General features: G+C 66.9%; 21 protein-coding genes. 14 read left to right on the top strand and 7 right to left on the bottom strand.

The features are described from left to right. Positions 1-304: 304 nt before the first annotated feature. From A3OM_RS0114645 to A3OM_RS0114585, 12 genes are all read left to right on the top strand, one after another. Positions 305-664 carry a phasin gene (locus tag A3OM_RS0114645; RefSeq protein ID WP_018044514.1) on the top strand — a complete coding sequence of 120 codons (360 nt, stop codon included), beginning with the start codon at positions 305-307 and terminating at the stop codon, positions 662-664. Between the two features lie 407 nt (positions 665-1,071). Next, positions 1,072-1,557 (top strand): hypothetical protein, encoded by a 486-nt coding sequence (locus tag A3OM_RS24065; RefSeq protein WP_157196489.1) that lies wholly within the window; start codon positions 1,072-1,074, stop codon positions 1,555-1,557. Positions 1,558-1,639: 82 nt separating this feature from the next. Then, a complete protein-coding gene (locus A3OM_RS0114635) occupies positions 1,640-3,091 on the top strand; it encodes a DegQ family serine endoprotease (protein ID WP_018044512.1) in 1,452 nt (483 codons plus the stop codon). A gap of 344 nt (positions 3,092-3,435) precedes the next feature. Next, positions 3,436-4,752: a replication-associated recombination protein A gene (locus A3OM_RS0114625; RefSeq protein WP_026176052.1), complete on the top strand. Its 1,317-nt coding sequence runs from the start codon at positions 3,436-3,438 to the stop codon at positions 4,750-4,752. Between the two features lie 67 nt (positions 4,753-4,819). Continuing rightward, the gene (locus A3OM_RS0114620; RefSeq protein ID WP_018044509.1) at positions 4,820-6,316 is read left to right on the top strand and encodes a carboxypeptidase M32; all 1,497 of its coding nucleotides are present in this window, start codon (positions 4,820-4,822) and stop codon (positions 6,314-6,316) included. A 152-nt stretch (positions 6,317-6,468) separates the two neighbouring features. Continuing rightward, positions 6,469-7,026, top strand: a complete 558-nt coding sequence (locus tag A3OM_RS0114615; protein WP_018044508.1) for a TerB family tellurite resistance protein — start codon at positions 6,469-6,471, stop codon at positions 7,024-7,026. Between the two features lie 78 nt (positions 7,027-7,104). Continuing rightward, a complete protein-coding gene (locus A3OM_RS0114610; RefSeq protein ID WP_018044507.1) occupies positions 7,105-8,352 on the top strand; it encodes an Hsp70 family protein in 1,248 nt (415 codons plus the stop codon). Between the two features lie 70 nt (positions 8,353-8,422). Continuing rightward, positions 8,423-9,841 carry an RluA family pseudouridine synthase gene (locus tag A3OM_RS0114605; RefSeq protein WP_018044506.1) on the top strand — a complete coding sequence of 473 codons (1,419 nt, stop codon included), beginning with the start codon at positions 8,423-8,425 and terminating at the stop codon, positions 9,839-9,841. A gap of 361 nt (positions 9,842-10,202) precedes the next feature. Beyond that, the gene (locus tag A3OM_RS26600; protein WP_280790499.1) at positions 10,203-10,331 is read left to right on the top strand and encodes a hypothetical protein; all 129 of its coding nucleotides are present in this window, start codon (positions 10,203-10,205) and stop codon (positions 10,329-10,331) included. A 7-nt stretch (positions 10,332-10,338) separates the two neighbouring features. Then, complete coding sequence (locus A3OM_RS0114595; RefSeq protein WP_018044504.1) at positions 10,339-11,052, top strand: HAD-IA family hydrolase; 714 nt, start codon at positions 10,339-10,341, stop codon at positions 11,050-11,052. Positions 11,053-11,127: 75 nt separating this feature from the next. Continuing rightward, on the top strand, positions 11,128-11,922 hold the full coding sequence (locus A3OM_RS0114590) for an ATP12 family protein (protein WP_018044503.1): 795 nt from the start codon (positions 11,128-11,130) through the stop codon (positions 11,920-11,922). Positions 11,923-12,039: 117 nt separating this feature from the next. Then, the gene (locus tag A3OM_RS0114585; RefSeq protein ID WP_018044502.1) at positions 12,040-13,572 is read left to right on the top strand and encodes an acyl-CoA carboxylase subunit beta; all 1,533 of its coding nucleotides are present in this window, start codon (positions 12,040-12,042) and stop codon (positions 13,570-13,572) included. A gap of 253 nt (positions 13,573-13,825) precedes the next feature. Here A3OM_RS0114585 and A3OM_RS0114580 read toward each other — a convergent pair whose 3' ends face one another. After that, positions 13,826-14,674, bottom strand: coding sequence for an FkbM family methyltransferase (locus A3OM_RS0114580; protein ID WP_026176050.1), 849 nt, complete (start codon positions 14,672-14,674; stop codon positions 13,826-13,828). 419 nt (positions 14,675-15,093) lie between these two features. Between A3OM_RS0114580 and A3OM_RS0114575 the strand changes: the two genes are divergently transcribed. Continuing rightward, positions 15,094-16,440, top strand: coding sequence for a NarK family nitrate/nitrite MFS transporter (locus A3OM_RS0114575; RefSeq protein ID WP_018044500.1), 1,347 nt, complete (start codon positions 15,094-15,096; stop codon positions 16,438-16,440). Positions 16,441-16,672: 232 nt separating this feature from the next. Here the strand turns inward: A3OM_RS0114575 and A3OM_RS0114570 are convergent, their stop codons facing one another. Next, positions 16,673-17,119, bottom strand: a complete 447-nt coding sequence (locus A3OM_RS0114570; RefSeq protein ID WP_018044499.1) for an SRPBCC domain-containing protein — start codon at positions 17,117-17,119, stop codon at positions 16,673-16,675. A 265-nt stretch (positions 17,120-17,384) separates the two neighbouring features. Here A3OM_RS0114570 and A3OM_RS0114565 point away from each other — a divergent pair, with 265 nt between their 5' ends. Next, positions 17,385-18,149, top strand: coding sequence for an alpha/beta hydrolase (locus tag A3OM_RS0114565; protein WP_018044498.1), 765 nt, complete (start codon positions 17,385-17,387; stop codon positions 18,147-18,149). Between the two features lie 6 nt (positions 18,150-18,155). Here the strand turns inward: A3OM_RS0114565 and A3OM_RS0114560 are convergent, their stop codons facing one another. From A3OM_RS0114560 to A3OM_RS0114540, 5 genes are all read right to left on the bottom strand, one after another. Then, positions 18,156-18,932, bottom strand: coding sequence for an ABC transporter permease (locus A3OM_RS0114560; RefSeq protein WP_018044497.1), 777 nt, complete (start codon positions 18,930-18,932; stop codon positions 18,156-18,158). Continuing rightward, the gene (locus A3OM_RS0114555; protein WP_018044496.1) at positions 18,929-19,855 is read right to left on the bottom strand and encodes an ABC transporter ATP-binding protein; all 927 of its coding nucleotides are present in this window, start codon (positions 19,853-19,855) and stop codon (positions 18,929-18,931) included. The genes A3OM_RS0114560 and A3OM_RS0114555 overlap by 4 nt, the downstream gene beginning before the upstream one ends. Positions 19,856-20,004: 149 nt before the next feature. After that, positions 20,005-20,490, bottom strand: coding sequence for an ATP F0F1 synthase subunit B (locus tag A3OM_RS0114550; RefSeq protein WP_198290853.1), 486 nt, complete (start codon positions 20,488-20,490; stop codon positions 20,005-20,007). Between the two features lie 73 nt (positions 20,491-20,563). Next, positions 20,564-21,085 carry a F0F1 ATP synthase subunit B' gene (locus tag A3OM_RS0114545; protein ID WP_244479021.1) on the bottom strand — a complete coding sequence of 174 codons (522 nt, stop codon included), beginning with the start codon at positions 21,083-21,085 and terminating at the stop codon, positions 20,564-20,566. Positions 21,086-21,233: 148 nt separating this feature from the next. Further along, positions 21,234-21,461: a F0F1 ATP synthase subunit C gene (locus tag A3OM_RS0114540; RefSeq protein ID WP_018044493.1), complete on the bottom strand. Its 228-nt coding sequence runs from the start codon at positions 21,459-21,461 to the stop codon at positions 21,234-21,236. Between the last annotated feature and the right edge of the window lie 61 nt (positions 21,462-21,522).

Below are 21,522 nucleotides of genomic sequence, written 5' to 3'. Positions count from 1 at the left end.
CCGCGCGGTGGTGCTTTGCGGCCGGACTCCGTCGCGCGGAATCATCCTGCTTGCCCGCATTCACAACACAGCCGCCGGCGTGTCATTACTACGCGCCTTTCGTTTGACGGCCCTCGCTGTGCTTGCCGAGACTGCACGTTCAAATCCTATCGTCTTCTCGTTTGATTGCGAACGAGGGCCCGGATTGCGCAGCTACAGACGGGCACTTGCTCGAAACCCGTCTTGACTCTTATATTGCGCCGCAACATATCGATGGTGCGGCGCGCCATTCCGTGTCGCTCCCGTTGATTCAGTGAGGAACGACATGAACGCGCCGACCTATGAGATCCCGGCCGAATTGCGCGACTTCGCGGAAAAGAGCGTCGATCAGGCCCGCACCGCTGTGACCAACCTGCTCGGCACGGTGGTGAAATCCGCCGAACAGTTCCAGACCTCGTCGACGACGGCGCATGGGGCGATCCAATCCGTGATCGCCAAGGGCCTCGACCAGGTTCAGTCCAATGCGAGCACGACCTTCGACTTCGCCCAGAAGCTGGCGCGCACCCGCGATCTGAAAGAGGCATTCGAGCTGCAGAGCCAGTTCCTGCGCAGCCAGATTTCGACGCTTCAATCTCAGGTCAAGGATCTCGGCGCTCTGGCTCAGTCCGCCGCCAAAAGCGTCTGATCCTAGCCCCTCCGCGCGGACTGGCCCGGTGCCGGTTCGCGCAAATGGCATGGACGCGGTAACGTGCCTGGAACACGGGCGCACGCCGGGGCCGGGCCATGCGCGGTCGATTGTGCACGAAGGGGACGCGAATCATGGCCACACGCCGACAAGCACGCTCGATCGGTCGCGGGGGAAGCAAGGCCGGACAATCGGCGCGACTTTCCAACGCTGATGCGGCTGCCACGACTGCCGACGACCTGGTGCCGGTTTCGCAGACCCTGGCTGTGGACGATGGGACGGTCTCAGTATCCACGCTCGACGTCGCTGCCACCGAGCCTGAGGCCTTGCCCGTGAGTGAGACCTTGCGAGCGCCTGAGACCTTGATGGAGACCGTGTCACCGGATGCGCTATTGACCGGACAGGGTATGGCGGACGTCATTCACGCCGCTCCGGAAACCGCCCCCGTGGGCTACGCCCCGTCTCAGGACAGTCCACCTGCCACCGATGTGGTGACCGCAGCCACTGAGCAGGAGGCGACGAGCCACACTCCTACAGGCAACAGCCCGCAAGGCGAGAGCGAGGTGGCCGAGGATTCCCTTCTGCCCGCCGAGATCGAAAGCGCCATCGCCTCGGCCCAGGATCTCGCCTCGCCGCCGACGAACACCGTCGCCGTCACCGCCTCGGCGTTGACCGAGATCACGGCCGCCAACGACACGCTGACGACCTATGTCCGCAACGAGAGCATCGCCACGTTCGCGCATTGGCGAGCCCTGTCGACGGCGAAGAATCCGGCCGATGCCCTGCGCCTCCAAGTTACGGAGATGCAGCGGGCAGCCGATGCCTCGTTGAGCTGCATCGCGAGTCTCGCACGCCGGGCAGGGCGCATCGCCGCAACGCTCCGCCGTCCGTGACACCCCTCGCGCTGACGCCCCGGCGCGTCTAGATATCCCGGATTCTGCAGCGGCTCCGCCGCCTGCCATCCGGGAGATCGCGATGTTTCATCGGCCGCTGCTCGCCTGCCTCGTCACCGCGACCATCGCCGTCTCGCCTAGTGCCCAGGCGCAGATGATGAAGACACCGGAGGCGCATGCACCGGCCAAGGCCGTGCCGAGTTCGAAGGGCGAGGTCGATCTCTCCTTCGCACCGGTGGTGAAGCGGGCGGCGCCCTCGGTGGTGAACGTCTACGCCTCGCATGTGGAGCAGCGCGGCACATCGCGCAGCGCCATGGACGAATTCATGCGCCGGTTCTTCGGTGAGCAGGGCTCGGGCCGCGGCCAGGGCATGCCGGGCGAGCGGGCGCAGAAGTCGCTCGGCTCCGGCGTCATCGTCGATGAGTCCGGCCTCGTCATCACCAACAACCACGTCATCGACAACATGAACGAAGTTCGTGTCTCGCTCTCCGATCGGCGGGAGTTCGAGGCGAGCATCGTCCTGCGCGATCCACGAACCGATCTCGCCGTGATCAAGATCAAGAGCCCCGTCGGCGGACTCGTACCGATGCCCATGGGCGATTCGGAAGCTCTTGAGGTCGGCGACTTCGTCATGGCCATCGGCAACCCGTTCGGGGTCGGCCAGACGGTGACGCAGGGCATCGTCTCGGCCCTGGCGCGCACCCAGGTCGGTTCATCCGACTATCAGTTCTTCATCCAGACCGATGCCGCGATCAATCCGGGAAATTCCGGCGGTGCACTCGTCGATCTCAAGGGTCGGCTCGTCGGCATCAACACGGCGATCTATTCGCAATCGGGGGGGAGTCACGGCATCGGCTTCGCCATTCCCACCAGCATGGTCCGCGCCGTGGTCGAGACGGCCAAGGGTGGCGCCACCACCGTGCGTCGCCCCTGGCTCGGGGCGCGGGTGCAGAACGTCACGCCCGACATCGCCGAGAGCATGGGCCTCGACCATCCGACCGGGGTCCTGGTTGCGAGCCTGCAGCCGAAGAGTCCGGCCGAAGAGGCCGGCCTGAAACGCGGCGACCTGATCCTCACGGTGGACGACAAGGTCGTCGACGATCCGGAAGCCTTCGGCTACCGCTTCGCCCTCAAAGGCATCAGCGGCACCGCGAAGTTCGGCATCCTGCGAGGCACCGCCCCCTCCACCGTCTCGGTCAAGCTCGCCTCTGCCCCCGAGACGCGGCCGCGCGACGCGGTGAAGGTGCGCACGCGCTCGCCCTTCTTCGGGGCCACCCTGGTCAATACCTCGCCGGCCGTGGCCGAGGAGTTGCAGAAGGACTTCGCCAGCGAAGGCGTCGCGGTCTCGTCCATCGACGAAGGGTCCATGGCAGCCCGCGCCGGCCTCCAGATCGGCGACGTGATCGTCGCCATCAATGGCGTCCCGGTGACCACCACCAAGGACCTCGAGCGCCTGACCCGGTCAAGCTCGGGCATGTGGGAGATCGCGATCAATCGGGGCGGCGCCGTGCTGACGTCGGTGTTTGGTGGGTAGGGTCTGACTTCGGTTCACGCGGCCGGCATCCGGGGTCATCCGTCCGGATGCGCTCGCGGGAGAGCCAGGCGGCTCAGTTCCCGGCCTGGCTCATGCCGAACTCATGGCGGAGGGAGACGACGACATGGCCATCGCATGGCCACGACTGACCTTCGACCAAACCCTGTTCATCCTGTTCTCATGGGGAGCCAAAAGGCCGCCCAGATGCATCATCCACGGGGCGGGCGGGTCACTCCTCGACCACGGCAAGGAGCATCCGCTGCACCGGGGCAGATCCGCCGAAACGCGGGGACGGAGCCATTTGCGGATTGCGGGATGACGCAGGCCACGTCTTCTATGCGTCGATGTCCGATCTCTTCGCTTCCGCCGGCCTGCAGAACGATGCGCCGCGCCCGCTGGCCGACCGACTGCGCCCTCGCTCCCTCGCCGAGGTGGTGGGACAGGAGCACCTGACCGGGCCGGACGGCTCCCTGACCCGGCTCCTCAGCGGAAAATCCTTCGGCTCGCTCGTGTTCTGGGGGCCGCCGGGCACCGGCAAGACCACGGTGGCGCGTCTCCTGGCCCACGAGACCGATCTCAAGTTCGAGCAGATCTCGGCGATCTTCTCCGGTATCGCCGACCTGAAGAAGGTCTTCGAAGCGGCGCGCCAGCGCAGGACGATGGGGCAGGGGACGCTGCTCTTCGTGGATGAGATCCACCGCTTCAACCGGGCGCAGCTCGACGCTTTCCTCCCCGTCATGGAAGATGGAACCGTGACGCTCGTCGGCGCCACCACCGAAAACCCGTCCTTCGAGCTCAATGCCGCGCTGCTCTCGCGCGCCCGCGTCCTGCTGTTCCGCTCCCTCGACGATGCGGCCATCGCCAAGCTCCTGGTTCGCGCCGAGGCGTTGACCGAACGGCCGCTGCCGCTGGACGAAGAAGCGCGCGGCGTCCTCGTCCGCATGGCCGATGGCGATGGGCGCGCCTGCCTGACCCTGGCGGAAGAGGTCTGGCGCTCGGCCAAGCGCGATGAGATCTTCGATGCCGCGACCCTGCAGGATATCGTCCAGCGCCGGGCGCCGATCTACGACAAGAGCCAGGAGGGCCACTACAACCTCATCAGCGCCCTGCATAAGACGGTGCGCGGTTCCGACCCCGATGCGGCGCTCTACTATCTCTGCCGCATGCTCGACGGTGGAGAGGACAGGCTGTTCATCGCAAGGCGTCTCGTGCGCATGGCGGTGGAGGATATCGGGCTCGCCGACCCGCAGGCCCTGGTCGTTGCCACCGCCGCCAAGGATGCGTTCGACTTCCTCGGCTCGCCGGAGGGTGAGCTCGCACTGGCACAGGTCACCGTCTATCTCGCCTGCGCGCCGAAATCGAACGCGGTCTACAATGCCTACAAGGCCGCGACGCGGGTGGCCAAGGAGCACGGCTCGCTGCCGCCGCCCCGGACCATCCTCAACGGCTCGACCAAGCTCATGCGCAAGATCGGTTACGGCGAGGGCTACCGCTACGACCACGACGAGCCGGATGCGTTCTCGGGCCAGGATTACTGGCCCGAAGCGCTCGGCCGGCAGCGTTTCTACGAGCCCACCGACCGGGGCATGGAGACCCGCTACGGTGACCGCCTCGCCCATTGGGAAGCCTTGAGGAAGCAGCGCCGTGACGAGGAGCGCTGATCTCGTCGTCCGCTCCTGAATCCCGTGATAGGGCGGCGCTCAGTCATCCAGAAGGACAGCCACGACCATGCACGCCTATCGTAGCCTCGCTACCCGCTTTGCCCGCATCGGCGCCGTCGAGGATGCCGCAGGCATCCTCGGTTGGGACGCCCAGACGCTGATGCCCAAGGGCGCGGCGGAAGGCCGGGCCGAGCAGCTCGCCCAGTTGCGGGTCATTGCCCACGAGATCCTCACCGCCGCCGAGACCGGTGACCTGATCGCACAGGCCTCGGACGACGAGGCCGGCCTTGGTGCCTGGGAGCGGGCCAACCTGCGTGAGATGCGCCGCGCCTACCTTCATGCCTCGGCCGTGCCGGGCGATCTCGTCGCCGCGAGTTCCAAGGCCTCGTCCCGCTCCGAGATGGTCTGGCGGGAAGCGCGGGCGGCATCCGACTTCGCGACGCTGGCGCCTCATCTCGCCGAGACCCTGCGCCTGCAACGGGAGGTCGGGGAGGCGAAGGGCGCCGCTCTGGGCCTCGCGCCCTACGACGCGCTCCTCGACGGCTACGATCCCGGCATGCGCCGGGCGGTGATCGACCCGCTCTTCTCCGAGCTTCGCGCGACCCTGCCGGGCCTGATCGGGACGATCCGTGACCGACAGGCGATGATGCCGACGCCGATGCCACTGCCGGGACCGTTCCCGGTGGAGGCGCAGAAGGCCCTGGGTTTGACGCTGATGCGCGCTGCCGGTTTCGATTTCGAGCGCGGACGCCTCGATATCAGCCTGCACCCGTTCTGCGGCGGGGCCACCGACGACGTGCGCATCACCACGCGTTACGACGAGGCCGACGCCACCCGCGCTCTCATGGGCGTGCTGCATGAGACGGGTCACGCCCTCTACGAGCAGGGGCGGCCGTCTGCGTGGCTGCACCAGCCCGTGGGGAATGCCCGAGGGATGAGCCTGCACGAGAGCCAGTCGCTTCTGATCGAGATGCAAGCCTGCCGCTCCGCCGAGTTCTGTGCCTATCTCGCGCCTCGTCTGCGCGATGTTTTCGCAGGCGAGGGGAGCGCCTGGGACGCGGAGAACCTGCACTGCCTCTACACGCGGGTGGAGCCGGGCCTGATTCGGGTCGATGCCGACGAGGTGACGTATCCGGCGCACATCCTCCTGCGCTACGACCTCGAAACGGCGATGATCTCCGGCGACCTCGCCATCGCCGATCTGCCGGGCGCGTTCGACGAAGGCATGCGCGACTTGCTCGGTATCGTCGTGCCGAGCGACCGGCTCGGCTGCCTTCAGGATATCCACTGGCCCGGCGGCAGCTTCGGCTATTTCCCGACCTATACCCTCGGCGCAATGGCGGCGGCGCAGCTGTTCCGCGCCGCCCGCGAAAGTCTGCCCGGCATCCCCGCCGATCTGGCGCGAGGCGATTTCACCGCCTTGCGCGGGTGGCTGCGCGAGAACGTCCACCAGCGTGGCAGTTTCCTGGAGACGGACGAGCTGCTCGTGGCCACCACCGGCAAGCCCCTGGGTGTCGAGGATTACATGCGCCACCTGCGCCACCGCTATCTCGGGGAAGGCTGAACGCTCGCATCGGCTGGTTGCGAATCGGTTGCGGCCTGGCGATCCTTCGCGGGGTCGGACGTCCCTCGGGGTTTGCCGCTGCAGCCAGGGCGCTATGCTCACGGCCGATTCAACCATCCGACCGGCCCGGCTCCGGGGAAAGGCGCGTTTACATGGTCGTCATCGTCGCAGTGATCGGGATCGTGGGTGCCGTCCTGTTCTGGATCATCCGCGCACATGGCACCGCGACGGCGCTGAGGGAGGTCAATCGCGACACGAAGGGACTTCAGCGCCGAGCAAAGTCGACCCTGGAGGAGATCATCGGCACTCCGCTGAAGCGAGTGCGGGACGTCAGGCTCGCTGCAGTGATCCTCATGATCCAGCTGGTGCGCACGGGCAGCCCCGTCACCGCCGCCGAGAAAACCAAGATTCTGGAATTCATGGATTCTCCGCTTCAGATCGATTCGATCTCAGCCACGTTCGAGCGAGCCTGGACCTATACCGAGGCCCGGCGGCCGTTCTCGCTGGTGGCCGACGAATTGCTGCCCCTGCTGCGGGACAACCTGACCGAGGCCGAGCGCCTGCACTTCATCGACATGCTCTCGCAAGTCGCCAGCGCCCATTCCGCCGCGAGCGAGCTGCAGCGCGAAGCGATCGTGCGGCTCAAGCGCCGGCTCACCGGTGGGAGCCCTGCGTTGAAGGCGAGCCGGGCCGGCGATTTCGGTCGTTGAGACCGGTGGACCCGGGGGAGCGCAGCCTGTAGGTCGGCGGCCCCCCTTTCCAACGGACAGACCGTCCGGAGATCTTACATGGCGGCCTGTGGCCTCGATTTCGGCACGTCCAACACCACGCTCGGCCTCGTTACCGAGAGACGGCCGGCCCTGCTGCGGCTGGAGGGCGACCACGTCACGATTCCCAGCGCGATCTTTTTCCCGCCGGGTGGGACGCCCCTCGTCGGCCGCGCAGCCATGGCGGAGTATGTCGAGGGCACACCGGGCCGGCTGATGCGCAGCCTCAAATCGGTGCTCGGTTCCTCCCTGCTCGAGGAGACGACGCCGGTGGGGCGTGAGCGCATCCGCTTCCGCGACGTCATCGCCCGTTACCTCTCCGCCGTGAAAACGCGGGCCGAGGCGCAGGCCGGAACGGCCATCGACACAGTGGTCCACGGCCGCCCGGTCCATTTCGTCGACGGCGACCCGGAGGGCGACGCCCGTGCCGAGGATGCCCTGCGCGAGATCGCCCGGAGCATCGGCTTCCGCCACGTCTCGTTCCAATACGAGCCCATCGCGGCGGCGCTCGATTACGAGCAGCAGGTGACGGGAGAGGAGATCGCGCTCATCGCCGATATCGGCGGCGGCACGTCGGACTTCTCCATCGTGCGGCTCTCCCCCGAGCGCCATGCCAAGGTCGACCGGTCCGGCGACATCCTCGCCAATGACGGCGTGCGCATCGGCGGCACCGACTTCGACCGGCGTCTCAGCCTCGGCACGGTGATGCCGCTCTTCGGCCTCGGCAGCCCGATGAACCGGGGCGATCTCGACGTGCCGAGCGGCTATTTCCACGATCTCGCCACCTGGTCGAGCATCAATCGGCTCTACAACGCCAAGACCTTGCGCGAGATCGAGGAAGTCCGCCGTGACGCGCGCCGGCCGGACCTGATCGCTCGGCTCTACACCGTCGTGGAGGCCGAGCGCGGGCATTCCCTCGCGATGGAAGTGGAGGGCGCCAAGATCGCAGCCTCGGATGCGGGCCAGGGCGGCGTGGCCCTCGGCTGGGTCGAGCCGGGCCTCGCCGCCACTCTCGACCATGCCGGCCTCGTGGCTCAGACGGAGGAGCTCTCGCGGCGCATCGCCGAAAGGATCGGTCGTTGCCTGAACCAGGCGGGATTGCCGGCGGAGGGCATCGACGCCCTGTTCCTCACCGGCGGGTCGACGGGTCTGCCGCATGTCCGCGCCGCTTTGGTGGCGGGCGTGCCGAACGCCCGCGTCGTCGACGGCGACACGTTCGGCTCCGTCGGGACGGGCCTCACGATTGAGGCGGGTCGCCGCGCGGCCTGACCTCCGGTTCACGCAGCGCTTCGTTCTCGAAGCGCTTTGCCGAGAGGGGCGAGGGTGTTACGAGCACCCGATGACCACCAGACCACCATCACGCGGCAATGCCGGACGCAAAGGTTCCGGCGCCGGCAAGGGCCGGCCGCCCGGCAGCGGCGGCAAGCCCTACCGTCCCGGCAAGCCCGGCGCGTTCCGCAGGCCCGATCGCGAAGGCACCGGCCCGCGCACGAGCGCCCTCGACGCCGCCCATCGCGCGGCGCAGTTGCGCGGCGAGGCCGACAAGCGCGCGCCCTGGCGCCCCGGCGATGCCCCTGAGACGCCGGCCGACGACGAAGCCTCGGTTCCCCGCTCTCCTCGGACGCGGGCGCCCCGCAACGAGGTCGCGGCGAAAGCCTTCGACGCGCCGCGTCCGCGCCGTACCGGCGCCAAGCCCACGGAACCGGCGGTCGAGGGACCAACCCGGCGCGAGCAGCGCGCGGCCGCCTCCGCGACCCTCGCCTCCGGCGTGCAGACGCTGATCGTCGAGGAGGACGAGGCCGAGATGCGGATCGACCGCTTCCTGACCACGCGCTTTCCGCAACTGCCCTTCACCCGTGTCCAGAGCATCGTCCGCAAGGGTGAGCTGCGGGTGGACGGCAAGCGCGCCAAGCCGAACGACCGCCTCCTGCCGGGCATGAGCGTGCGTGTGCCGCCCCTCAAGCTCGACCCCGTGGCGGAACGGCCGCGCAGTGTCGCGCGTGACGCCACCGACGCCGACTTCCTGCGCTCGCTCATCCTCTACGAGGATGCGGACATGATGGTGCTGAACAAGCCCTTCGGCCTCGCGGTCCAGGGCGGCTCCGGCACCGTGCGCCACGTGGACGGGCTGCTGGAGGCCCTGACCGGACCGGACGGGCAGAAGCCGCGCCTCGTCCACCGCCTCGACAAGGACACCGCCGGCTGCCTCATCGTCGCCAAGACACGCCTCGCGGCGGCAACCCTCGCCAAGAGCTTCCGATCGCGGTCCGCCCGCAAGGTCTACTGGGCGCTCACCGCCGGTGTCCCGCGCGTACCTCAGGGCCGGATCTCGACCTACCTCGCCAAGGAGGAAGCCCCCGACGGCGACGCCCGGATGCGGGTAGCCCAGCACGGCGACGACGGCGCCGCCCATGCGCTGACCTATTACGCCATGGTCGACAATGCGGCGCAGAAGCTGTCCTGGCTTTCACTGAAGCCCGTGACCGGGCGCACGCATCAGCTCCGCGCCCATGCCGCGCATATCGGCCATCCCATCGTCGGGGATCCGAAATATTTCAGCGTCGAGAACTGGGCCTTGCCGGGAGGTATCCAGAACCGGTTGCACCTGCTGGCACGCCGCATCGTCATTCCGCATCCGCGCACGCTGAAGCCGGTGGACGTGACGGCGCCGCTGCCGCCGCATATGGCGCAGAGCTGGAACCTGCTGGGCTTCGACGCCTCGCGCTACGATCCCATCGTCGAGGCGCCGGAGGCGTGATCCGCTTTGGCCGCATCGGCGGGGAGGACCCGCGGATGCGCCTTGGCAATCGGGCGCCATGCCTTATCCTTGTGGTCGACCTCACCCGTCGTTGCAGCGAGAACCAATGCCGATGACGTTCGCGACCATGGCCAGCACCGCCCTGATCGGCCTGTTCGTGTGCTTCGGATCAGCGTCGCTGACGTCTGAGGCTGTCGCGCAGGCGACGGGTCCACAGCAGAATCCGCCGAGTCCTGCGGCAAAAGCGGCTCCCGCTCCGGCGGCCCAGAATCAGGCACCGCCGCCTCCCTCCGTAGGCCGCCATGGATCGCAGGTGCGGGCGGGCGACCGCAGGCGACGGTCCTATGCCAGCTGTAATCGGTTGTCGCATGCGCGCGGCCTGCGCGGCGGCGTGCGACGTCGCTTCCTGATCCGCTGCAAGCTCGGCTACGAGCGCCAGAAGCCCGGACAGGTTCCGGCCCAGCAATCGCCGCAGGGGCGCCAGCCGTGATGCGGCCATGCGGGACGGTCCCGTGAAACTCGTCGTCTTCGACGTCGACGGGACTCTCGTCGACAGCCAGCACCTCATCGTCGCCGCGCAAGGCATGGCCTTCGCCGAACACGGCATTGAAGCGCCCGGGCGTGCGGTGGCCCTCTCCGTCGTCGGGCTCTCCCTGCCGCAGGCCTTCCGGCGCCTGGTCGGCGAGGATGGACCCGTGGAGGGCCTGTCCGAGAGCTACAAGCGCGCCTTCAACACCCTTCGCCTGGACGCGGCCTATGAGGAACCTCTGTTTCCGGGCATGGCCGACTTGATCGAACGCCTGCGCGCCCGCGACGACCTTCGGCTCGGGATCGCCACGGGAAAATCCCGACGCGGGGTCGACCGTCTGATCGAAAGCCATGGCTGGGGCGACGTCTTCGCCACCATCCAGACTGCGGACGACGCACCGTCGAAGCCCGACCCGGCGATGCTGCATCAGGCGATGGCCGAGGTTGGCGCGTTGCCGGAGACCACGGTGATGATCGGAGACACCACCTACGACATGGACATGGCGGTGAGTGCCGGCGCGGCCGCCATCGGTGTCGCGTGGGGCTACCACCCGCCGGGTGCCTTGCTCGGAGCCGGGGCGGTGACCGTGGTGGAAACCGCCTCCGCGCTGGCGGATATGTTCTCGGGAAATTTTCGCGAGTCCGGCGCGGGCACCAGCATCGACGGCCTCGCGCCCGACTAGACGCGGTACCGGAACAGCGATCTGACCCGGCTCAGCGCTCGCGGGCCGATGCGTGATGCGCTAGAACCCCGCCCCATGAGCAACGACGATCCCGCCGGCTGGCTCGGCGCCTCCGATGCCCCTCCCATTCACGACCCACACCGGGCCGTGCGCGCGCAGACGCGTGTCGCCCTGCCGAAGCGGTTCTACGCGGAGGCCGGTCTCACAGACGACGACGGCGGGTTTCGCCTAACCCTCGATGGACGGTCCGCCAACACGCCGGCGCGCAACCCGCTGCGCCTGCCGACGCGGGCGCTGGCCGAGGCCGTGGCCGCCGAATGGGCAGCGCAGGTCGAGTTCATCGACCCATCGACCATGCCGCTGACGCGCCTCGCCAACACCGCCATCGACGGCGTCGCCCCCCGCCGCGAGGCGGTGATCGACGACCTCTCGGCCTATGCCGGAACGGATCTCGTCGCCTACCGCGCCGCCGACCCGGAACGCCTCGTGGCCGATCAGGCCCGCGCCTGGGATCCGGTGATCGAATGGGCACGCGAGGCCTTCGATGCGCGCCTCATCCTCAGCGAGGGGGTGATGCACGTCACCCAGCCCGAGACGTCGGTGACCGCCTTGCGCGGCGCGATCGAAGCGGTCGACGGGCCGTTCCGCCTGGCGGCGCTCCACACGATGACCACGCTCACGGGCTCGCTCCTCATCGCGCTGGCCACCCTGCACGGACGCCTGACCCCGCAGGAATCCTGGGCGGCGGCGCATGTGGACGAGGCCTATCAGGCCAGTGTCTGGGGAAGCGACGCCGAGGCGGAAGCGCGCCATGTCCTGCGCAAGGCCGAATTCGAGTCTGCGGCGGAGTTGGCAAAGCTTGCCCGTTAAATCCATTTTCGCTGCCTGCCCTCCGTGCTAAGGCGCTTTTGACTCTGAACCGCCAAGCCATGCCCAAACATGCGGTATGGCGCCAATTCCTCGCACCCATCTCAAGGCTCACCGCGCATGAAGGACATTCTCGAGAAGCTCGAAGAGCGGCGCGCTCAGGCTCGCCTCGGCGGCGGCGAAAACCGCGTCGTGGCCCAGCACAAGCGTGGCAAGCTGACGGCGCGCGAGCGCATCGAGCTCCTCCTCGACCATGGGTCGTTCGAGGAATTCGACATGTTCGTGCAGCACCGCTCCACCGATTTCGGGATGGAGAAGCAGAAGATCCCCGGTGACGGCGTGGTGACCGGCTGGGGCACCATCAACGGGCGCACCGTCTTCCTGTTCTCGAAGGACTTCACCGTCTTCGGCGGCTCGCTCTCGGAAACGCATGCCGCGAAGATCGTCAAGGTCCAGGACATGGCGCTCAAGATGCGCGCCCCGATCATCGGCATCTTCGATGCCGGCGGCGCCCGCATCCAGGAAGGCGTCGCGGCGTTGGGAGGCTACGGCGAGGTGTTCCGCCGCAACGTCGCCGCCTCCGGCGTCATTCCGCAGATCTCCGTCATCATGGGCCCCTGCGCGGGCGGCGACGTCTACTCGCCGGCCATGACCGACTTCATCTTCATGGTCCGCGACACGAGCTACATGTTCGTCACCGGCCCCGATGTGGTGAAGACCGTGACCAACGAAGTGGTCACGGCCGAGGAACTCGGCGGCGCCAAGGTCCACACCACCAAGTCCTCTATCGCCGACGGCTCGTTCGAGAACGACGTGGAGGCGCTGCTCCAGGTCCGCCGCCTGGTCGACTTCCTGCCCGCCAACAACATCGACGGCGTGCCGGAGATCGAGAGCTTCGACGACCCCCTACGCCTCGACAAGTCCCTCGACACCCTGATCCCGGACAACCCGAACAAGCCCTACGACATGGGCGAGTTGATCCGGCGCGTGGCCGACGAGGGCGATTTCTTCGAGATCCAGGCGACCTATGCCCGCAACATCATGACGGGCTTCGGCCGCATCGAGGGCCGCACCGTCGGTTTCGTCGCCAACCAGCCGATGGTGCTGGCCGGCGTGCTCGATTCGGACGCCTCCCGCAAGGCGGCCCGCTTCGTGCGCTTCTGCGACGCCTTCTCGATCCCGATCGTGACCTTCGTCGACGTGCCGGGCTTCCTTCCGGGCACCGCCCAGGAATACGGCGGCCTCATCAAGCACGGCGCCAAGCTGCTCTTCGCTTACAGCCAAGCCACCGTGCCGCTGGTGACGATCATCACCCGCAAAGCCTTCGGCGGCGCCTACGACGTGATGGCCTCCAAGCACGTGGGTGCCGACATCAACTACGCGTGGCCGACCGCACAGATCGCGGTGATGGGCGCCAAGGGTGCGGTCGAGATCATTTTCCGAAGCGAGATCGGCGATACCGACAAGATCGCGGCACGGACCAGCGAATACGAGGACCGTTTCCTCTCGCCCTTCGTCGCGGCCGAGCGCGGCTATATCGACGAGGTGATCATGCCCCACTCGACGCGCAAACGCATCGCCCGGGCGCTCGGCATGCTCCGCACCAAGGAGATGGAGCAGCCCTGGAAGAAGCACGACAACATCCCGCTCTAAGCGGTGGAAGGCTTCCCCCCGGGGAAGCCTGTTCCCAGCGGCCCACCGCGAAGCGGACGGTGGGCCGGGATGTAGGGTGCGGGAGCCGCGATGACGTCTTCGGTTATCCCAATCTCCACCTCATCGTCAGGTGCCGTTGCACCTGACGATGAGAAAGGCTCCAGCCGGACCTGAGCGAACGAAAGAGCTCCTCGAGGCCCATATACGCGGGGCACCTCCGGATGAGGTGGTTCGATGGGATGGATGAGCGTGCTCAGCCGACCGTCCGCTCGAAGATCAGGTTCAGCCGAGTGCGGGCGATCTGCCGATAACCTCGGCCCTCGAGCAGACCGACGAGGTCGATCTGCCATTGTGCCGTCCCATCCTCGATGACGAGCAGACGAGGGTGCAGGGAGACCGGCGCCTCGCGGAAGAACGGCTCCAAGATCAGATCCTCGGCGCCCTCCACATCGAGCTTGATCGCGTCGATGCGGGTAATGCCCTCGCCCTGGGCGAGCCCAAGCAGGGTGACCGCCGGCACGCGGATCTGCGCGCCCTCGTTGGTGCCGACGATCTTCAGGCTCGATTCGCCACGGTTGCGTGGGTCCACGAACAGCGTCAGTTCGCCGGCCTTGTCGGCTACTGCGCAGGCCACCGCCTTCACTGTGCCGAACGGGTTCTGGGCGATGTTGTAGGTCAACCGGTCGAACACGTCGGGCTGCGGCTCGACGGCGAGGATGCGAGCACCCGGACCGGCGAAAGCAGCGACGAAGAGGGCGTAGGCGCCGATATTCGCGCCGATATCGAGGAAGGTGCAGCCCGGCTTCAGGCGTGAGGCCAGCAGCGCCCGCTCTTCGGGGTCGAAGAATTGCGGGGTAAACAGCACCTTCTTCTCGCAATTGTTATTGTAGGGGTGCAGCCGCATGCGGGCGCCGAACCGCTCCACGTCGAGGGGCCGTCCATGCAGCATCGTGATGGCCAGCCGGCGCAGAAAGAAGCCGATGCGCCGCCCCGCCCAACTCTTGCCGGAGAGCGTCACGGTGCGGTCGGTGATACGCGCCACCAGCCCTCGGGGCGCGTAGGTGCCGAAAGGCTGGATGGCGGAAGATTGCGTGTCAGTCATTGTGGTGGGTGATGCCAGCCCGACAGGCGCACCGCAAGCATCGCCTGTCGTTCGACGCTGTCGGCTAGACCTGCACAAATCGGCGTCGTGCCTACAAACAACGCAGCCTCGAGATTATCGCCTGCGCAAGCGATCATCGGAGAGGCACCATCGGCAACCCTCGAGACCTCTGGAATCATAGGTGGAAACGGGACCGTCCTAGGGAAAAAACGGGATGCTGCAGCGACATCTCAGAATCATCCGACCTGGCACGCGCCGTGCGAATGCCCCGACGTGGGCAACGGCGCCCGCGAGAGACGCCTCCGAAATCGGGCGGCTCGTGCTCACTGTGGCGTGAGCGACCAATCTCTCCCCACCCCGCAATGGGGGCCACTCGCACCGAGTGCCGGGAGACATCAGATCGCCTGGAGCCTCTCCGCATGCAGTCCCAAAAAGCCACCCGAATCGATCTGTTCAGTCTGGCCACGCCTCAGATGCGCGCGTTCCATATTACCTGGCTCGCGTTTTTCGTCTGCTTCTTCGCCTGGTTCGCGGTCGCGCCGCTGATGCCGGTGATCAAGGGCGAGTTCCAGCTCACCAACGATCAGGTCTACAACATCAACATCGCCGCGGTCGGCATCACCATCCTGGTGCGCCTGCTGATCGGGCCGATGTGCGATCGGTTCGGCCCCCGCCTGACCTATACCGGCCTTCTGATCCTCGGATCGGTCCCGGTGATCGGCATCGCCTTCGCCAACTCCTATGAGAGCTTCCTGTTCTTCCGCCTGGCCATCGGAGCCATCGGGGCGAGCTTCGTCATCACCCAGTTCCACACCTCGGTGATGTTCGCGCCGAACGTGGTGGGCACCGCCAATGCCACCGTGGGCGGCTGGGGCAATGCCGGCGGCGGCGTCACCCAGAGCGTGATGCCGCTGATCCTCGCGGCCCTCGTCAGCGTCGGCGTCGAGAAGACGATGGGCTGGCGTCTGTCGATGATCGTGCCGGGCGTGATGATGCTCGTCGTCGCCTTCCTCTACTTCCGGTTCACGCAGGACACGCCCGAAGGCAACATCATGGAGTTGCGCGCCCGCGGTGTCGCGGTGGATTCCGGCAAGAAGGGCGGCTGGGCGGTCTTCAAGCAGGCGATGACGAATTACCGGGTGTGGATGCTCGCCATCACCTACGGCGCCTGCTTCGGCGTCGAGATCTTCATCCACGCGGTGGCGGCGACCTATTATGTCGAGCGCTTCAACCTCGATCTGACCCAGGCCGGCATGGCGGCGGGCAGTTTCGGCTTGCTGGCCCTGTTCGCCCGCGCGCTCGGCGGCATCGCCTCGGACCGGGTCGCACGCTCGAAGGGCCTCGACGGCCGCACCCTGCTCCTGTTCGCCCTGATGGTCGGCGAAGGAATCGGCCTCCTCGCCTTCGCCTATGCCGGCTCGGTGGTACTGGCCGTCGTCGCCATGCTCGCCTTCGGCCTGTTCACCCACATGGCCTGCGGCGCTACCTACGCCCTCGTGCCGTTCATCGACCGCAAGGCGCTCGGCGGCGTTGCCGGTATCATCGGCGCCGGCGGCAATGTCGGCGCCGTGGCGGCGGGCTTCCTGCTCAAGGGTGTCGGCAACCTGCCCGGCGCTCTGTTCATCCTCGGCATCGCCGTGCTGATCTCGTCGCTCTGCGCAATCTCGGTGCGCTTCTCGCTCACGCACAAGGAGACCGAGCAGAAGCTCTACGACGAGGCGGTCGCCCAGCGCGCCGTCACCAGCGGACAGCCGGCCTTCGCCTGAGCGACGATCCCACTGGGGGCTGCAGCGCAGGCTGCGGTCCCTTGGTCGTTTGATTCGGCAGGGGAAGAAACGGCTCCCTGCCCGGATACCTGGGCGTCAACGGAAGGTGATCCAGATTGCAGCAAAGGCCCCTGCGCCGCTCTCGGCGATCGATCCAAATTGGGTTCTGCTGCGCTTCACCCGCTTCAAGGTGTGTGTGGAGGTAACTGGCCGTCGATCCATTTGAAATCCGTTACGCCAACGCGGCCTGGAGCTTCGAAAAGCAGCTCCGCCAATCCTCACGATACGCATTCCGGACGTCTGCGCTGACGATGCGGCGATGGGTGAGCGTGATCTCCGTAGCCCGGTCGCCGACGGAGAGCAGATCGACATGGATCAGGGTTTCGCCGATGCGCAGGAGCGGGTTCGGTCCCTCATACGTCCAAGTCTGATGCAGAGAATGCCCCCGCCTGATTTCCTCGTAGTGCCCGGTCACGGAATGGGACGCTCCATCCGGATCGCGCCGCCGCAATAGAAATGCGCCGCCGACCCGCAGGTCGGTCTCCGCGACTTCCATGACGGAGGCGCCGGGCGCGAGCCAGCGCATAATGAGCAGAGGATCGGTCCAGGCACGGAAAACGTCCGGATGCGGGGCGCGCACGACGTGTTTGAGGACGACAACGGGTACGATCTGAATCATGGGCCGTCCGTATCCTCGCAAATCGACCGGGACGACCCGACCGGAGCGGTGCCGCTTTGACGATCCCCCCGTTCATCGCGCCGGAGACGCCGAGCAGCAAGGGGAGTTAAGCCGGCCGAACCCGCGCGAAACGAGGAAAAAGCTTTCCTGTCACCCCTTCGGATATTCGCACCTTGCCTCCGTTCCGTTCAGAGGCGAATTTGACGGCCCATGGAGGCCGTCCATCGACCGACGGAGCCCTCCATAAAAGGTATAGACAAGCCCGATGCAGACCTTCGATTCCGACGGGACCACCATCGCCTATATCGACGTGCCGGCGAAGGGCGGCAGCGGCGATCCGATCGTACTGATCCACGGATTTGCCTCGAACCATTCCGTGAACTGGGTCAACACGCTTTGGGTGAAGACCCTGTCCGAGGCGGGGCGCCGGGTCGTCGCCCTCGACAATCGCGGGCATGGCGAGAGCGAGAAGCTCTACGATCCGGAGGCTTACGGCTCCGACATCATGGCGCAGGACGCGCGGCGGCTGCTCGACCATCTCGGCATCGCCCGCGCCGACATCATGGGCTATTCCATGGGCGCGCGGATCGCGGCCTACCTCGCCCTCGATGAGCCGGCGCGGGTACGTTCGGTGCTTCTCGGCGGTCTCGGATTGCATCTGGTGGAGGGCAAAGGACTGCCGAACGGGATCGCCGAGGCCCTGGAAGCGCCCCCCGGCGAAAAGGCGCCCAACCTCACCGCCGCCGCTTTCCGCACCTTCGCCGAGCAGACGAAGAGCGATCTCAGAGCGCTGGCCGCCTGCATGCGCGGCTCGCGCCAAACATTGTCGCGGGAAGAGGTCTCGCAGATCGAGGCGCCGACCCTTGTCACGGTAGGCACGCTCGACACCGTTGCCGGCTCGGCCCCGGCGCTGGTTGCCCTCATGCCCAATGCCAGGAGCCTGGAACTTCCCAACCGCGACCACAGCACGGCGGTGGGCGACAAGCAGCACCGGCAGGGCGTCCTGGCCTTCCTCGACGGGCGCCCCTGAGGAGGATCAGCTCTTCAGGCGGTAGCCGGTGCGAAAGATCCAGGTCACGCTGCCGAGGCAGAGGGCGAGGAAGACCAGGGTCATCGCGAGGCTGATCTCGACACTCACGTCGGAGGCACCGAAGAAGCTCCAGCGGAATCCGCTGATGAGGTAGACGACCGGGTTCACGAGGCTGACCGCCCGCCAGAACGGTGGCAGCATCTCGATGGAATAGAAGCTGCCGCCGAGGAAGGTGAGGGGCGTCACCACCAGGAGCGGCACGAGTTGGAGCTTCTCGAATCCGTCGGCCCAAAGGCCGATGAGGAAGCCGAACAGACTGAACGTCACCGCCGTGAGGAGCAGGAACGCCACCATCCAGAGCGGATGCTCGATCCGCAAGGGGACGAACAGGGCAGCGGTGGCGAGGATGATCAGCCCGATCAGGATGGATTTCGACGCGGCCGCGCCGACATAGCCGAGCACGATCTCGAACGGAGAAACCGGCGCCGACAGGATCTCGTAGATCGTGCCGGCAAAGCGCGGAAAGTAGATGCCGAACGAGGCGTTGGCGATGCTCTGCGTCAGGAGCGAGAGCATGATCAGCCCCGGCACGATGAAGGCGCCATAGGCGATGCCATCCACCGAGGCCATACGCGACCCGATCGCCGCGCCGAAGACCACGAAGTAGAGCGATGTGGCGATGACCGGCGCGACGATGCTCTGCAGCCCCGTGCGCCAGAACCGGGCCATCTCGAAGCGGTAGATCGCACCAACCGCCGGCCAGTTCATCGACAACGGATTCATGCCTGCTCCCTTACGAGATCGACGAAGATGTCCTCCAGCGAACTCTGGCTGGTGGAGAGATCGCGGAAGGGGATGCCGGCGGCGGCGAGGTCGGTGAGGAGCGTGGTAATCCCGGTGCGCTCGCTCTTGGTGTCGTAGGTGTAGACGAGTTCCTGGCCATCCGCCGACAGGGCCAGGCCGTGCGGCGCGAGCTCGTCCGGCAGGGCGGGGAGGGGGTTCTGCAATTGCAGGATCAGTTGCTTCTTGCCGAGCTTGCGCATCAGCTCGGCCTTCTCCTCCACCAGGATGATCTCGCCCTTCCGGATCACACCGACACGGTCGGCCATTTCCTCAGCCTCGTCGATGTAATGCGTGGTGAGGATGATCGTGACGCCCTGATCGCGGAGCTTGCGTACCAGCCGCCACATGTCCTGGCGCAGTTCCACGTCGACACCGGCCGTCGGCTCGTCGAGGAACAGGATGCGAGGTTCGTGACTGAGCGCCTTGGCGATGAGCACGCGCCGCTTCATACCCCCGGACAGGGTCATGATCCGGCTGTCCTTCTTGTCCCACAGGGACAGGTCGCGCAGCACCCGCTCGATATGGGCAGGGTCGGGTCTCATGCCGAACAGGCCCCGACTGAAGCTCGTCGTGTCCCACACCGTCTCGAATGCGTCGGTGGTGAGTTCCTGCGGTACGAGACCGATGGCCCTGCGCGCCTCGCGGTAATCCGCTCCAATGTCGTGTCCATCCACCGTGACGGTACCGGAGCTCGCGCGGACGAGGCCGCAGACGACGCTGATCAGCGTCGTCTTGCCGGCGCCGTTAGGACCGAGCAGGGCGAAGATCTCGCCCTTTGCGATGTCGAGATGGATGTTCTTGAGGGCATGGAGGCCGGAAGCGTAGATCTTCGACAGGCCGGAAATGGAGATGATCGGCGGCATCTGATCTCCATGGATTATTCTTGTGGGGATGGGCGTGTGCGCCGCCTTACCACGACAGGGGGTGCGACCCGCGAGTGTGATGCGGCACGTCAGGCAACAAAAAAGCCGCCCGGTGGGCGGCTCTTCCGAAACGATCGCTCTGAAAAACATCAGGCCCGGAGACGGCCCTTGACCTCATCGAGACTGGAACGGACCAGCGACAGGGCGGCGTCGCCCTGCATGCGCTCGCGGAGCACCACCTCGGACACCTTCACGGCCGCGTCGGCGGCGGCGGCGCGGACCTGGGCGGTGGCCTGGACCTCGGCCTGGGCAATCTTGGTCTCGGCCGACTTGGTGCGGCGAGCGATGAACTCGTTCAGACGGGCGTGGCCCTCGTCGGCGATGCGCTGGGCCTCTTCGCGGGCTCCGGCGACGATCGCTTCGGCTTCGGACTCGGCCTGGCTGCGGCGCTTTTTGTAGTCGGCCAGCACCGTGGCGGCCTCCTCGCGCAGGCGGCGGGCCTCGTCGAGTTCGGAGCGAACGCGGCGGCCGCGGGTGTCGAGGGCCTTGGTGATCTGAGCGAAGCCGCCGACCTTCCACACGACGCCCATGAACAAGACGAAGGCGACGGCGACCCAGAACTCGGCATCCAACAACATTCTCGTCGTCCTATTTCGTTGGCGTCCGGCCGGTCAGGGGCCGGACCGGTCACGTCTGCTGCTGGCGCACTCAGTGCGGGATGGCGACGCGGTTCAGTGCGGTATCGAGGCTGGCCTGGTCGGGAGCCGTCCCGGTGAGGCGCTCGACGATGGCGGAGGCCGTTTCGCCGGCGATGGAGCGAACGCTGCCCATGGCTTCGGCGGTGCGGGTGCGGATCGTGGCTTCGGAGGCGGCGATCCTGTCGTTGAGCTCGGCCTCGAGCGTCTTGCGACGGATTTCAGCCTCGGAGGTCAGGGCAGCGCGGGTCTCGGCGGCGATGGTGCGGGCCTTCGCCTGGGCATCGGCCAGCGACTTCTCGTAGGCGGCGCCGGCTGCCTCGGCCTCGGACTTCATGCGCTGGGCCTCGTCGAGATCGGACGAGAGGCGCGTGGCGCGGTCGTGCAGTATCGCCTGGATGCGGGGCAGGGCCACCTTGTCCATCAGGTAGTAGAGCAGGCCGAAGGCCAGCGCGAGCCAGATCAACTGCGAGAGAAAGGTATGGCTCTCGAAGGGCGGAAAGCCGCCGCCATGTTCGGACGCGGGCGATGCCATGATGCCTTCATGGGTTGCGGTCGGATGGGCCGGCTGAGCCATGACGTCCTTCGCTCAAAGTAAGTTCGTGAATGAGGACCGGGCGCGCGTCCAGAAGAATGGGGCGCCCGGTCCGGGTCTGCTGTCGGATCGACGAACGTCGTCGGTCTCAGACGGCGAACAGGAGGAGCAGCGCGACGAGCAGCGAGAAGATGCCGAGCGCTTCCGTCAGCGCGAAGCCGAGGAGCAGGTTGCCGCGCTGGCCGTCGGCGGCAGACGGGTTGCGAAGGGCACCGGCGTAGAACTGGCCGAAGAGATTGCCGAGGCCGATGGCGGCGCCCGCCATTCCGAGGCAGGCGAGGCCGGCACCGATGTACTTAGCGGCTAAGGGATCCATCAAATTGCTCCTGGTATCGGTTCGTTCGTTGCGTGGAGAGGAATCCGGCCGCAACCGCGGA

The organism is Methylobacterium sp. 88A (assembly GCF_000376345.1).
Taxonomy (GTDB): Bacteria; Pseudomonadota; Alphaproteobacteria; order Rhizobiales; family Beijerinckiaceae; genus Methylobacterium; species Methylobacterium bullatum.
This window is presented reverse-complemented; position numbering and strand designations above follow the sequence as displayed.